The 15,459-nt window shown below is 60.2% G+C and carries 7 protein-coding genes; 5 read left to right on the top strand and 2 right to left on the bottom strand.

Annotation, left to right across the window (positions count from 1 at the left end; genetic code table 11):
* Positions 1-141 precede the first annotated feature (141 nt).
* Positions 142-1,872, top strand: a complete 1,731-nt coding sequence (locus Q363_RS34200; RefSeq protein ID WP_035359495.1) for a carboxypeptidase-like regulatory domain-containing protein — start codon at positions 142-144, stop codon at positions 1,870-1,872.
* Between the two features lie 55 nt (positions 1,873-1,927).
* Here Q363_RS34200 and Q363_RS34195 read toward each other — a convergent pair whose 3' ends face one another.
* Positions 1,928-3,223 (bottom strand): APC family permease, encoded by a 1,296-nt coding sequence (locus Q363_RS34195; protein ID WP_281176133.1) that lies wholly within the window; start codon positions 3,221-3,223, stop codon positions 1,928-1,930.
* Positions 3,224-3,313: 90 nt separating this feature from the next.
* The gene (locus Q363_RS34190) at positions 3,314-4,036 is read right to left on the bottom strand and encodes a carbohydrate-binding family 9-like protein (RefSeq protein ID WP_157468238.1); all 723 of its coding nucleotides are present in this window, start codon (positions 4,034-4,036) and stop codon (positions 3,314-3,316) included.
* Between the two features lie 778 nt (positions 4,037-4,814).
* On the opposite strand from Q363_RS34190, the gene Q363_RS34185 reads away from it, so the two are divergent.
* The 4 genes from Q363_RS34185 (at position 4,815) to hrpB (ending at position 15,441) form a co-directional block, all read left to right on the top strand.
* A complete protein-coding gene (locus tag Q363_RS34185) occupies positions 4,815-8,174 on the top strand; it encodes a TonB-dependent receptor (protein WP_035359491.1) in 3,360 nt (1,119 codons plus the stop codon).
* 73 nt (positions 8,175-8,247) lie between these two features.
* Positions 8,248-10,326, top strand: coding sequence for a GWxTD domain-containing protein (locus tag Q363_RS37315; protein WP_051979734.1), 2,079 nt, complete (start codon positions 8,248-8,250; stop codon positions 10,324-10,326).
* 405 nt (positions 10,327-10,731) lie between these two features.
* The gene (locus tag Q363_RS34175; protein WP_035359489.1) at positions 10,732-12,999 is read left to right on the top strand and encodes a Tex family protein; all 2,268 of its coding nucleotides are present in this window, start codon (positions 10,732-10,734) and stop codon (positions 12,997-12,999) included.
* Positions 13,000-13,092: 93 nt separating this feature from the next.
* Positions 13,093-15,441 (top strand): ATP-dependent helicase HrpB, encoded by a 2,349-nt coding sequence (hrpB, locus tag Q363_RS34170; protein ID WP_035359627.1) that lies wholly within the window; start codon positions 13,093-13,095, stop codon positions 15,439-15,441.
* The last annotated feature ends 18 nt before the right edge of the window (positions 15,442-15,459 follow it).

Here is a 15,459-nt window from a genome sequence, read left to right as displayed (position 1 = left end):
GTGTGTGCACGTAAGAGGCGACACGGTTACGCAGATTCGAATAGGCGATACCGGTCCTTGGCGCTACCTCTCGACGCGTATCCTTCTCTTTTCAGGGCGCGTTTTCCTTGGAGCAGCCGTCGACGCCCAGGTGCCAACACTGTGCAGCGTACCCAAGTGAAGATCGCGATTTTGACGCTGATGCTGACCGCATCGGTGGCTGTCTGGGCGGCTCCTGCAGCCGTATCGGGTGTGGTGCGCGACGCGCAGGGTGTGACCCAGATGGGCGCGCTGGTTCAGGTGCTCGGTGCCGACTCGGTTCTGGTGGGGACGGCGCTGACCGATCTGCACGGTCGCTATCTCATTGCGAATCTTCTTCCGGGAAGATATGAAGTTAGAGCCTCCGCCGCGCTCTTCGTGCCGGCGCTGCGGGGCAATCTGCAGCTGAGGTCGGGCGCCAGGGCGGTCGTCAACCTGACTCTGAATGCGATGTTCGATACGGCCGCGTGGCTGCCGGCGGAACGCCGCAAGGCCGATGAGCCAAGTGATGACTGGAAGTGGACGCTGCGCTCGGCGGCGAACCGACCGATTCTGCGGATATTCGACGAAGACGGCGGTCTGGTGGTGATGTCGTCCAGCGCCGCGGAGCACGTTCACCCGGTGGACAAGGTGCGGGCCTCGGTCACGTCGGGTGACGGTGGCTTCGGGACCGGCGGGGTCCACAATGTATTCGAGATGGATCGCGCAATGCCGGACGGCTCGGATGTGCAACTGCGGGCCGATCTGGGAGCGTCGACTGGGCCTAATCTGCGAGCGCCTTCGACCTCCCTGCAGGCAGGCTATGAGCGCCGCCTGGGGTTCGCGGGCGCAGGCCGGACCGTGATGAGCTATCAGGCGCACCCGGAGATGGTGGGGACGGGGGGCGTGTCGGGGATCGAGGCGATCCAGCTGGCCTCGGCCGAGAAGACAGAGCTGGGCGACATGGTGGACCTGGAGCTGGGGGGAACGATTTACGTTGTCCGTGGCTCGGACTATGCGATGGCCTCGCGACCATTTTTGAAGATCACTGCTCACCCGACCTCAAACTGGCGGGTGGGATACCGGATGGCGACGTCGCGCGATCTGCAATCGTTCGAGGGGCTGGACTCGGTCGAGCTGGAGCTGCCGGTGGGCGTCATGGCCCAGGGGCAGATGCAGATCGAGCGCGGCCTGCACCAGGAGGTCTCGCTGGGGCGGAAAGCAGGCCGGGGAACGATCCAGATCTCCTACTACGCTGACAATCTGAGCCGCGTGGCGCTGGCGGGGGGAGGCGAGCTGACAGTCGCCGACCTGGCCGCGGCGTCGATCCCCGGGTCGACGGCGAACGGGATTCTGGCGGATACGGCGACGGATACGTTTCGGATGGTGGCAGCCGGGTACCGGTCGCAGGGAGTCAACCTGCTGATGACGGAGCCGATTACGCCGGGGTTGTGGGTCGCGGTGGAGTACAGCACGGGCGATGGTCTGGCGGCTCCCGTGGGCAAACAGCCGATGCATCTGGACCGGGTATCGAGCGAGTTGAAGCCCCGCAGTTCGCAGTCGGCCACGGTGGCCGTAAAGGGCCGCGTGATTCACAGCGGGACCCAGGTGCGGGCGTCGTACCGGTGGCAACCTGAGGCGGTGGTGACACCGGTGAATCGCTTTGCCGCGTTCAGCGATCAGGCCTACCTGAGCTTCTTCATCCGCCAGCCGGTGCATTGCGGGAACCTGCTTCCGCAGGGTCTGGAGGCGACCGTGGATGTGACGAATCTGCTGGAGCAGGGGTACCGTCCGGTGCTGTCGAGGGACGGGCGGACGCTGTTCTTAGCGCAGACTCCGCGGATGGTGCGGGCTGGGCTGGCATTCAACTTCTAAGCTACGGCCGATCTGCGACGGCTTATTCTTCCCGAACTTTGATGGGCAGTCCCGGTTACTCGAAGCCAGGTGCGGTCGAGGTGTCTCCGCTGCTGCGGCGCATGGCGTAGTAGAGAAGCAGCCCGAGGGCGACCCACAGGGCTCCGAGCAGCATGGCGGAGCGATTCAGGTTTAGCCAGATGAAGGCGCTTACGGCGAGGCCAAGGAGAGGGGCGGTCGCGGCCAGAGGAACCTTCTCTTGTGAACGCAGGCGGTAGTGGACGAGCGCGGCGGCGTTGACTCCCATGAAGGCGATGAAGGCGCCGAAGTTCAGCAGCTCGGCTCCGCGCTCGTAGGTGAGAAGGAAGGCTCCGGCGAGCGCGCAGGCCCCGACGACAATGACATTGTTGCGCGGGATGCCGGTTCGTACGTCGATGGCAGAGAAGAAGCGGCGGGGAAGCGAGCCTCCTCGGCCCATGCCGTAGAGGAGGCGGGCGGCTCCGAACTGCGCGGCCATGCCCGAGCCCATATTGGCGATCAGCAGGGTCGCATTGAGCAGATGGAAGAGGAAGCGGCCGCCGATGCGCTGAGCGACGTGCACGTAGGCCGTGTCCACGATGGATTCAGGAAAGGGAGCGCGGAAGGGCCACGCAAGCTGCGCGACGTAGACCTCGAGCGCCGAGAGCAGGCCGATGACGAGGCAGGTCAGCACAGTGGCGAGCATGATGTTGCGACGAGGATTCTCCACCTCTTCGCTCATCGTGGAGATACCGTCGAAGCCGATGTAGGTGAGCACGGCGATGGAGGTTCCGCGAAAGACGCGCGAGGGCGAGAAGGTCGCGGGGTCGTAGAAGGGGAGGAGCCAGTCGCCTGCGATGGGGCGCGCGACGAAGGCGAGATAGCGGATGGCGTAGGCAAGGAAGATCGCAACGACGAGGCTCATGCCGAGCGCGAGGAGACCGTTGACCCGGCCGGAGGTGCGGACGCCACGCAGGTTCAGCGCGGTGAAGACCAGGGCGAAGGCAACGGCCCATGCGGCGTAGGGAATTTGCGGAAGGATGTTTCGTGCCGCTGCGCTGCACCAGATGACGCAGATGAGCGGGTTCAGAATGTAGTCCAGCAGCATGGACCAGCCCACGATGTAGCCGAGCGTGGGATGAAGCTCGTGGCCGACGTAGGTGTAGGCCGAGCCGGCGCTGGGATAGACGCGCGCCATGCGGCCGTAGCTGACCGCAGTGAAGAGCATCGCAACCATGGCGACGAGGATGGTGGTGACGACGTGGCCGCCGGCAACGTTGCTGACCACGCCGTAGATCCCCATCGGGGCTGTGGGCTGGATAATGACGATGCCATAGACAACAAGGTGCCACAGCTTCAGCGAGCGGCGCAGGCTGTGTTCCTGAAGCTCTGGTGTGGCGGAGTTTTTTAATGGAGCGTCCAGGACGTGCCTCTCGCCTCGATCTTACTTGCGCCTGGCGGGAGCCGCGAGGACGAGGGTTCCGAAATGCTCTGGTGAGTGGAAGGTCATCGCCATGGTGGGCTGCCAGGAGAGGATAAGGCGCGCAGATGTCGGGCCGGCACAGCGGAAGAGTCCGATCCGGAGTGTCTGGCCGGGGGCCGGCGGCCGCGTGTCGATGGAGGTGAAGGGGATGCGCATCACCCCGTACCAGATCTTCTTATCGGCATCGATGCGGGCGCTGACCTTGAAGCCTGAATCCCACTTGATGGCGTCGCGATCTCCTTTTTTGTCGAGGTCGATGTTGAGGTCGACCCATTCGCTCTGCGGGGAGAGTTCGAACTCCTTGTACTGGCGGATGTTCTGGAAGTCGGAGCCAATGAAGGCCTCGGCGACGTCCCAGTTCCATAGCCGGTTCGTTTCATTCACAGTGTCGGGATCTGGCTTCAGGTTCAGCTCGTTGTAGGGAGAGATGTAGAGCAGGTAGAGATTGTCTTTGGTCCAGCGCGCACGAACCTCGGTGCGATACGGGGGAACCGGCTTGCCCATCGTGTCGCCGGTGATGAAGACGGGCTGTGCCGGCTTCCAGAATGCGGAGTTCGGATCGGTGTTGAGGTCGACATCCTTCTTGGCTTCGAGTGCAGTGAAAGTTGCCGGAGGCGGCGAGGGCTGGGCATGCGCTACGACCACGAGCGCGGCCAGTGCAAGCGGAAGGTGCAGATGTCGCATGGTTCGGGTGTGCCTCGTACTAGAGATTGATTCCGAGCTCTCGCGCGGCGCTCGCAGAGTAGACCTTCTTGAGGATAGTATCGCTAAGGCAAATGCCGTAGATGCGCCAGGGTCCTTCGCGAGGAGCGTTAGCCGGGGGCGTGGTCGAAGTACTCGTTGTCTTGGAAACCTGAAGCATGCTGCGGGGTTTCTGGATGTGGCATGCCTGGCATTCCCTGCGCCGGGGTGACATTTCAACCGGTCCTGATGCCTGGCTCCTCATCCGCGCCAATTCGCGGCAGTTCTTTTATTTCATATTTGGAGAGATGACAAGATAGCGATAGGTGAGGGTAGCCTCTGGCACGGCGTGTCCGTGACCCTGAATCTGCACTCTACAATTTTTAGCAAATCGTTTTTGGGACGAATGGAGTTCTGACAGGGACGAACTGCTTCAAAGCATCACTATCGACGCTCTTCCTTGCCACAAATCGCCCTAGAGGTGAGTATGGAGAGCCTTTTACGGCAAATCATCCTCGTATTATGCGGTTCATCCCAATTTTCATATGGCGTTAAGATTTCATTCCGCTGCTCGTCTTTCGAAACTCGCAGCATTTGGTTTTGTACTCATACAGATAGCACAAACAGTGTAGTTCCCGAAATTTTGGCGTGTGAATTGCGTATTGCCTAAGTGAGTTGCTATTCAGGCCCACCTGTACCTCCCTGCCGGTGGAACGAACGATCACCCCGACAGTATTGAGGTCAGGATTTTCCGCTCAGCCACTACTACGGGGTGAAGAGAATGAAACAACTTCTGCAACGCCTACCGCATGTTGTTCTTATGCTTCTGCTAGGGACGTTTTGTGCCTTCGCTCAACAGCAGGGGTCGATCACTGGCGGTCTGAATGGAATCGTGAGCGATACGACTGGGGCGGTGATCCCCGATACCACCGTGACTCTGCATGGACCGCAGGGTGACCGTACGCTCACAACCGACTCGAATGGCCGATATGCCGCGACCAACCTGGTCCCGGGCTACTACGACATCACCGTCACAAAAGAAGGCTTCATGACGCTTCAGTCGAAGCACAATGAGGTCGTGGTGAACGCATCGTCGACATTGAACCTGACGATGCAGGTCGGCAATGTCGGGCAGACGGTCGAGGTGACGGCGGCGGCGGTGTCGATCGACACCCAGAGCACCGCGATCACCTCGAACCTGACGGACACGTTCTACAACAGCGTTCCGATGCCGCGAAACGTCTCTGCGATCTTCTACGCGGCGCCCGGCGTTGCTGCGGGGCAGGTTGCGGGAACGGCTTACCAGAATGGGCCAGGTGCGGCGAATCCGTCGATTGGCGGCTCGTCGGGGCTTGAGAATCTTTACGTCGTGGACGGCGTGACTATCACGGATCAGGCGTTCGGAAGCATCGGCACCTACAACCGTTTTCATGGCTCGCTGGGATCGGGAATCAACCTGGCCTTTGTCAAGGAGGTCGACGTCAAGACGACCGCCTTCGAGCCGCAGTATGGCAAGGCGACCGGCGGAATCGTGCAGATCGTCACGAAGTCCGGCGGCAATCAGTATCACGGCGCTGTGGCGGCTTACTTCGGGCCGGGATCGTGGTATGCGAGCCGTTACCAGTACTACCAGTTCGGCTATCAGCAGCTGACTCCGCCTTCGTTCCTCTCCAGCCCGCAATACGACGCGGTGGCGGAGTTGGGAGGTTATATTCCTGGATTAAAGGACAAGCTGTTCTTCTTCGGCGCGTTCAACCCTTCGCTGCGGCAGGACAAGCTGCAGGCCCATCCGAATGCTCCAGCGCCGAGCGTCGCTCTTGGCGCGCTCGACTACAGCACGACGACGCTGAGTTGGGCGGGGAAGCTGACCTATAAGTTCCGCTCGTCGACTACCTTTGAGCTGGCGAGCTTCGGTGATCCTTCGAAGCACAATGCGCAACCGCTTGCGGTGGGGAATAGTGCTCTCTCCTCCTTCTTTCCTCAGACGACGGCGAGTTCCTGGCAGTTTGGCTCGTGGAACTCGCTTGCCCGTGTAACGACCTCGATTACGCCCACGTGGCTGGTCGATGCCTCCTGGTCGTACAACTACAACCACTTCGATGAGAAGCCCGCATCGAACGACTACAGCATCACAGATGCGAGTGGCAACTCGCTCGCGAACCCGGTCGCGGCCATTAGATCCGGGCTCGGCGGTTACGAGCCTTCGAAGAATTACACTTACAGCATCGCGGTCAATACGTCCAAGACGTTCGGATTCTATGGTCAGCACACGGTCTCGGTAGGATATGCGTACGATCATACGAACTTCGTCGACCTTTTTAATACACGGTCTGGGCCGTCGTTCCCGATCCCGAATCAAAATGCGGCTGGCCAGACGCTAACCTCGCTCTATCCTCAAATTCCGGCCCGTGCGGTTGGCGCATTGACAAATGCGACGTTCAGGGTTCAGGCAACGAACATAAATTCAGCACTCACGCAGACGGACCGTACTTGCACACAATGTCCCATCAATAGGTTCGGTCAGCAGGTTTATGCCTCCATGGATCGAGGCACCTATTCGGAACCGTTTGTGCTTGCGACCGGCCGCTACCACACCGTATATGGAAACGACGTCTACCAGATGAACCGTTTCATCACCATCAACGCTGGCGTCCGGTGGGAGGAGCAGCGGGTCGGCGGCACTTTGCTGGACTACGCCTTCACGGGGAGCTGGTCGCCGCGCGTTGGCATCAATATCGACCCGATGGGCGACCACAGGAGCAAGCTGTTCTTCAACTTTGGCCGCAACTACTGGGGGATGCCTCTGGATGCGGCGATTCGTCAGCTTGGCAACGAGCAGGACGACACGAGCTATGTTTTTGCCCCGATCATCAACGCCGATGGATCCTATACTATTATTCCCGATGCCGCGCACAATCTGAATGGTCTGCCGCGATCGACAACCGCGAGTGGGGGCCTCCAAAGATTCGGTGGTCCGAACTTTTCTTCTTCGACCGGCGTGGGCATTCTCCCTGGAACGAAGCAAGAGTATGAGGATGAGTATGTGATTGGCTTTGAGCGCGAGCTCACTCCATCGATCGTCTTCAAGGCACGCTACACCGACCGTCGTCTTCCCAGGATTATCGAGGACATTACGGCTTATTCGCCGGAAGGATCGATGATTACTCCGAACAATGCTGGCGGTATTGCCAACCCGAATAAGGGTACCGACATTGCGGTGAATGAGCAGGAACTGCCCTACACGCAGGCGCAGTTCCTGGCGAAGAATCCAAGCGGCAGCCCGACAGCCGCCCAGTACGTTCCGGTTGTACCGGGTTGCACGCCAGATAATGACACCTTCTTTTCCGTAGGCGGACCTTTCATCAATAGTTTCAATCAGCCAGTAGGCGGAGCCTGCTTCCTGAATCCGACTACGATGGATGCCACTCCTGGCGATGGCATCCCTGATGGTTTCGTGAACCCGGTTCGCCGTTACCAGGCGGCCGAGTTCGAACTGGACAAGCGGTTCAGCAACCATTGGCTGGCCAAGATCAACTTCCGCTGGGGCACGCTCTTTGGCAACTTCGAGGGCGCGTACCGCAACGACAACGGGCAGTCTGATCCCGGAATCAGCTCTCTGTTCGATTTCAGTTCCGGCAAGCTCAACCTGCTCGGTGACCAGTTCGCCCCCGGCATGCTCAGCACGGATCGTCGTACGGTCGGTAACCTGTTCCTGAGCTACAACGTCGGCTCTGACAGTCCGCTCATACACGGAGCGCGCGGCCTGACTCTCGGTGCCGGATGGCGCGGTCAGTCAGGTGTCCCGCTAAGCATCCTCGGCGATCACCCGATCTACCTCAATCAGGGTGAGATTCCAGTCGGAGGGCGTGGTGCTGCGGGCCGCACACCGTCCACCATGCAACTGGATCTGCACGGTGACTACAACGTACCGCTCGGGTCGCGCTGGGAGAAGTACCGCCTGAAGCTGGCGATCGACATGTTCAACGTGACGAACAGCCAATTCCAGTTGGGTCGGGTTCAGTACACGCAGACGTCGTCGTCGGCTGTCGGTGCGCCTCCACCTCTCAACGCGGACTACAACCGGCCGACTTCGTTCCAGACGCCGTTCTATGCGCGCGGTTCGGTGCGGTTTGAGTTCTGAACTGACAGTGACTTAAACTTCCGGGGGAGGGTGGCGAGCACCCTCTCCCGTTTCTTTTGGAGGAGCATCTCCCTTGCCTCTGCTCTCGTTACGGCCCCGTCTGCTGCTCTCGTTCCTTCTGCTGCTGTCTGCGACTTTGCCGCTGCACGCGGTCGATCCGACGAAGAACCTTGCGCCGCGCTACCGGCACTGGGTCAACGAAGAGGTCAACTACATCATCGAGAGCGAGGAGCGAAAGCAATTTCTCACTCTGACGAGCGATGCGGAGCGGGAGAACTTCATCAAGCTCTTCTGGGAGGCGCGCAATCAGACTCCCGGATCCGACATCAACGATTACAAGGAAGAGCACTACCGCCGCCTGACCTATGCCAACCAGAACTACGGCAACATCGGCGCACAGGATGGCTGGCGCACCGACCGCGGTCACATCTACATCGTGCTGGGCGAGCCGAAGCAGAAGGCAAACTATCCGGAGTCGCGCAACGTCCGGCCGCTGCAGATATGGTTCTATCAGGCGCCGAATCCGGCGCTGCCCACGCACTTCTACATCGTGTTCTACAAGCGCAGCATCGGCGAGGACTACACGCTTTATTCGCCCTATCAGGACGGCCCGTCGCGGCTGGTGACCGGGCTTGAGGGCAAGAACGTCCAGAAGAATAACCTCGATATCCTCAAGCGCTCTCTGGGAAACGAGGTGGCTCGAACAGCGATCTCGCTGATTCCCACCGAGCCGGTCGACCTGAGCGACTACAGCCCGAGCATGCAGTCGGATGTGCTGCTCAGCACCATCAAGGGTCTGCCCGACAATCCCCTGACGAGGGAGATGCTGGCTGCGCGCCGCTCGAATGAGCGCGTGACGACGAGCATCTTTCTGGGCGCAAACACGGCCGTGCTGCAGCCGATCGTGTTTCGCGACAGCGCCGGCCGGATGACGGTGCACTATCTGTTCTCCTACGGCCGGCCCGAGCAGGGAATCGTCGGCCTGCTGCCGGATAAGCGAACCGGCTACTCCCTGACACTGCAGACCTCGGTCCTGACCAAGGATGACAAGCCGGTCTATGTCCAGAACGAGACGCTGACCGGGGCAGTGAATGAAAGCCAGGCAGCCGCGGCGCGAAGCAAGCGCTTTGGCGCGGAGAGTCGCGTTCCGGTGGCCCCGGGCGAGTATCACCTCGTCGCGACCCTGACCAACGATCTCAACCACCTTGCGGTTCGTCAGCGCTATGAGATCACGGTACCTGACCCGGCGCAGGTGACATGGGGACTAAGCAAGGTGCTGGTCTTCTCGCCGCAGCCTCCGCTGCACGATCCCGGCGGCTTGCTGCCCTTCAGCGTCTCCGGACTGCGCTTCGCTCCCAGAGGCGTAACGCAGACATCCCTGCATCCGGGCGAGCCGCTGCGCCTGGTCTTCCAGATATGGAGCAAGCCCTCTGACCCGGCGACACGCCAGGGACACAAAGTCAAAGTCCACTACGTCTACGGAACCATGCAGACCGGCCAGAAGACATACCAGCAGGACGAGGAGATCGATGCGGCGGACTTCGATGCGTCAGGCACTCTCCTGACGGGGAAGACGCTGTCGACCGAGGGCCTCGGCGTTGGGAACTATCGTGTGGTTATCACGGCCACTGACGAGACCACGCAACAGAAGGCCTACGCCAACCTGAACTTCCGCATCGCCACCGACGCGGAGACGACAGAGCTCTGGACAGCCTACGCGGCCACCGGCGACAGCCGCCGCGGCAATGCGATCGACGACTACAAGCGCGGACTGAGTGCAGCCTCACAGGGATCGAGCGACGGAGCGATTGCCTGGTTCGAGCGCGCGATCGCCGATGACCCGCAGTACGTTCCCGCGCTCACGCGGCTGGTGGACCTTCTGGCGCAGAGCGGCCGCTCCAGGGAGATCGCCGCGCTCTCAGGCAAGGTGGAGATGACGCACGAAGTCAGTCAGCAGACGGCGATCCAGCTGTCGCAGGCGAACGCGCAGGTAGGGGACTATCCAAAGGCCGCGAAGATTCTCGAGTACGAGATGCAATTCCAGCCGCCGAGTTCAGAGCTGTACCTTGCGCTGGCTGACGTCTATCAGCGCCAGGGGAACGTCGCCAAGGCCGAGGACTTCAAGCGCCAGGCAGCGAAGCTGTCGAACTAGCACACCACCTCAATTACAGAGACCTATTTGTACCAACAGCCGCTGCCTCGCCCATTAGCTAACATCCATCAGAACAACCACTCGAGACTCGTAGGGCAAGGAGTGACTCTCCATCGACCCTATAAGTTGCTCAGTTTATTGAGGTAAGATGTGGACCCGGAAGGAATCGACCCTTCAACCTGTCCAGTAAAAGAAGTGATTCAGGTCGGGGAGAGGAGGTCAACCCTCTGGCCTCCTACCGCCTGATTGGCCTCGGCAAGGATAGGTTGGAGCGAGGCGAGGTCTAGCTTCCGCCTGTCAGGTGGCAGAGAAGCAGGGACATAAGGCACGAGCCCGTTCCCCGGAGACAAACTCGACTTGGCACGTTTTCCAGATTCTTTGCCGCTACGATACGAAGAGTAACCTATGGCCGACGCAAAGAAACTCTCCCCCGAAATCCTTCTTCACATCGCCCAGTCTCTTAACCTTCCTCTCCACTCCCTTGCTGCTGTCATCGAACTGCTCAACGAAGGCGGCACCGTCCCTTTCATTGCACGCTATCGCAAGGAGGCCACCGGCAACCTCGACGAGGTTCAGATCCGCGACATCGAAGAGAAGCTTGGCTACTTTCGAGACCTCGTCAGCCGCCGCGAGACCATCCTTGCCTCCATCCTCGAGCAGGGCAAGCTCAATGACGAACTCAAGGCCCGCATCGAGGCTACTTTCGACAAGTCCGAGCTCGAAGACCTCTATCTACCCTACCGCCCCAAGCGCCGGACCAAGGCCACGATCGCGCGCGACCGCGGCCTCGAGCCCCTGGCCGACTATCTCTGGGCGCAGCAGCCTACCGACCAGCCCATCGCCGAATACGCAGCCACGTTCATCAATGAAGAAAGAGAAGTAGCTACCGCCGAGGACGCCCTCGAAGGCGCCCGCCACATCGTGGCCGAGACCATCAGCGAGAACGCCGACCTCCGCAAGGCCTTACGCCAGGTCATGTTCGATGAGGGCATCATCGTCAGTAAGAAGACCGTCGACGCGGTCGACGAGCAGGAAAAGTTCAAAATGTACTACGACTACCGCGAGCCAGTGAAGAGTATCCCATCCCACAGGATGCTTGCCATCCGCCGAGGCGAGACCGAGTCCGTCCTCTACTTCCTCATCGAACTCGAGCCTTTGCGCGCCACCTCGTTGCTCCGTGCGCGCATCCTTCGCGGGACAGGTGACTGGACGCCACACCTCGAACTCGCCATCGACGACTCATGGAAACGCCTCCTGAACCCATCGATCCAGGGCGAGATTCGCCTCGAACTCAAGAAGCGGTCTGACGCCGCCGCCATTCAGGTCTTTCGCGATAACCTCGAGAACGTTCTACTGGCCGCGCCTGCGGGGCCCATCTCCGTTCTCGGGATCGATCCTGGACTGCGCACCGGCTGCAAGATCGCGGTCGTCGACGAGACCGGCAAGTTCCTCGCCAATGATGTCCTCTACCTCCACACCTCCAAGAGTGCAGCCTCCGGCGCAAGCGATATCCTCGCCACTTTGATCGCGAAGCACAATGTCCGCGCTATCGCCATCGGCAACGGAACAGCCTCTCGCGAGACCGACGCCTTCGTCCGCGAGTTCCTCCGCGAGCGTCAGCTCAACAACCTCTTCCTGGTTACTGTGTCCGAGTCCGGAGCCAGTGTCTACTCCGCCTCCGATATCGCTCGTCAGGAGTTTCCCGACCTGGACCTCACTGTCCGCGGCGCTATCTCCATCGCGCGCCGTCTTCAGGACCCACTCTCCGAGCTGGTCAAGGTCGATCCCAAATCCATCGGTGTCGGTCAATATCAACACGACGTAGATCAACGTCAGCTCCAGCAGTCCCTTGAGACTGTGATCGAGAGCTGCGTCAACCGTGTCGGCGTCGACCTCAATACCTCGTCATGGACGTTGCTGCGTTACGTCGCCGGCATTACCGAGCGCACCGCGCTGAACATCGTTGCCTACCGCGATGAGCACGGAAGATTCCGCTCCCGCTCGCAGCTCAACAAGGTTCCCGGCATAGGCGCCAAGACCTTCGAACAGGCCGCCGGCTTCCTTCGCATCCGTGATGGGGACAACCCACTTGACGGCACTGCCGTCCACCCCGAGTCTTACTCGGTGGTCGAACAGATCGCCCAATCACTCAACACGCCCATCGACGTGCTCATTCAGAGTCCGCAGTTGCTCACCAGGATCGACGCAACACAGCTCTCCGCTGGTAGTTTCACTGTCACGGACATTCTCGAGGAACTCCGGAAACCCGGCCGCGATCCGCGGGACCAGTTTATTGCCCCAAGCTTCTCCGAGTCTGTCCGCGAGTTCACCGACGTACAGCCGGGAATGGTCCTTGAGGGCGTCGTCACCAATGTCACCAAATTCGGAGCGTTTGTCGACATCGGCGTGCATCAGGACGGTCTCGTCCACATCAGCGAACTCTCGAACCGCTACATCAAGGAACCCTCGGAGGCCGTCAAGGCAGGCCAGATCGTCAAGGTTAAGGTCCTCAGCGCTGATGTCAAAACTAAACGCATCGCTCTCTCCATGAAGGCTCTCATGGGATCCGCTCAGAACAACCAGCGGCCGAAGCAGTCAGGACATCAGTCGCCATCGCAGCCCAGCATGAACGAAAAGCTTGCCATGCTTTCGACCAAGTGGAGAGTGTCATGAATCTTCGCGTTTCTCCGGACTGCCTGAGCTGAACCATCGTTGCCTAGGGAACCACATTGACGAAGCTTGAAAAGCTGTGTTCCGATCGACCTAGTGAGCCGAAAGCCAGCACTTCCGGTGGACACGATTCTGCCGGAACTTCTTACATCCCTGCAGCGCGCGCCCAACCTCGTTGTCGAAGCGCCGCCGGGAGCGGGAAAGACTACCCGTGTTCCACCGGCACTTCTCGCTCTCGTCAGCGGCGAAGTTATCGTGCTCGAGCCACGCAGAATCGCGGCACGCCTCGCGGCACGAAGAGTCGCCTGGGAACTGAACGAGGAAGTTGGCGGAACGGTCGGCTACCAAGTCCGTTTCGAGGAGAAGATTGGACCGCGCACGCGTCTGCGATTTGTCACTGAGGGCATCCTCACTCGTCGTCTCCTGTCGGACCCATCGCTCAAGGGCATAGATGCGATTGTGCTCGACGAATTCCACGAGCGCCACCTCGAGAGCGATCTCGCATTGGCTCTCTTGAAGCGCCTCCAGCGCACCCGGCCCGAATTACGCATTATCGTGATGTCTGCCACGCTCGATGCCGCGCCGATAGCGCGATACCTCGGAGACTGCCCTATCCTTCGCTCCGAGGGACGACTGTTCGACCTGTCAATCCGGCACCTGCCTTACTGCTCAGAACCCCTCCACATTCAGGTAAGAAGAGCCGTAGAACTGCTGAACAGCGAGCGCCACGCCGGCAACATCCTGACCTTCCTTCCCGGCACCGCCGAGATCCGTCGCACCATGCGCGAGTGTGAGACGATCGCTCGCCGAACTGGTCTGCTTATCCTGCCTCTCCATGGGGATCTTTCACCCGTCGAGCAGGATCGCGCTGTGCTGCCGTCCGCGGAAAGAAAACTTATCCTTGCGACGAATGTTGCTGAAAGCTCTGTGACTGTCGAAGGAGTGACCGCGGTCATCGACAGCGGTCTTGCGCGTATCGCAACCTACTCGCCCTGGACCGGACTTCCGACGCTGCAGGTCGGCCGGGTCAGCAAAGCGTCCGCAACACAACGAGCTGGAAGAGCGGGGCGCACCGGACCCGGCCGCGTGATGCGCCTCTATTCCGAAGAAGACTATTTGCTCCGACCGGAGCACGATACGCCCGAGATCGCACGCGCGGATCTCTCGCAGCTTTTACTCAGCATCCGGGCGATGAAGATAGCACATCTCAATGACGTCGATTGGCTGAGCGCTCCACCGGCCGATGCCGTTAGGAGCGCTGAGGTGCTGCTCGATCGCATCGGAGCCAACGGCGGTATGGAGCAACGCCTCGCACCTTTTCCTCTGCCTCCACGCTTGTCCCGCATCCTCGTAGAGGCGTTGGACCGAGACGTCGGAGAGGATGGATGTCTGGTAGCGGCAATCCTCGGCTCGGGATTCCGCAGCGATAAAAACGATCTGCTTGAGGCCATGGATCTGCCGCAGGTTCATCGTTTACTTCAGCACACCAGGCAACTGCTGAGGATAGCTCGACCGCCACGGCAGACCCGCCATGACGACGAGGCACTGCTGCTGTCCGTATTGACAGGTTTTCCGGACCGTGTAGCTCGTCGGCGAACGGGCAATCAGCTCCTGCTGTCGACAGGCATCTCGGCAGAGGTGGCCGGTGACCCGCCTCCCTACGAATTCATGGTCGCCCTAGATGCAGAGGATCGCCAGGAAAATCCCTTGCCCCTCATCCGCATGACCGCGAGAATCGAGCCGGAGTGGCTGCTCGATCTCTTCCCCGATCGAATGGAGGAAAGGTCGACCGTAGCCTGGAATCGCATCACGGAGCGTGTAGAAAGAGTAAGCACTCTGCTCTATGACAGACTGGTTATCGAAGAGACCCGTAGCATCGCACCGGAGACCGAAGCTGCTGACCTATTAGCTGTGAAAGCACTCGAGGTAGGCATAGAAAACTTTGTAGAAAAAGGGACTCTCGAATATTTTCTGGCGCGATTGGCCTTCGCCGGATTCGAGCCACCGGACCTCCTCAAGGCACTCCGTGAACTGTGCCTCGGCCTCCAAAGCTTCAGCGAATTGAGAGACGCCGCTAAGAATCTCATCCCACTCGTCGAGCAAAAGCTGAACGCCAGATTGCTCAATGAAATTGCGCCTCTCAGCATTCGCCTGAAAAATGGACGTCAGACGAAGGTTCACTACGAGCAGGGAAGACCACCGTGGATTTCATCCCGCCTGCAAGACTTCTTCGGAATGAAGGAGACGCCGCGGATCGGTCCCGATAAGACGCCGCTCGTCGTCCATCTTCTTGCGCCGAATCATCGCGCGGTGCAAATGACCACGGACCTTGCTGGATTCTGGGAGCACCTCTACCCGCAGGTCCGGCGAGAACTGATGCGCCGCTATCCGAAGCACGCGTGGCCAGAGAGACCGCAGGTTCAGCAGGATGCGATCAAGAAATAGGTCAGAGAAGATCGTTTT

This window comes from Edaphobacter aggregans DSM 19364 (assembly GCF_000745965.1).
Lineage (GTDB): Bacteria > Acidobacteriota > Terriglobia > Terriglobales > Acidobacteriaceae > Edaphobacter > Edaphobacter aggregans.
Note: the sequence above shows the minus strand (reverse complement) of the source record. Positions and strands in the feature narration are given on the sequence as shown.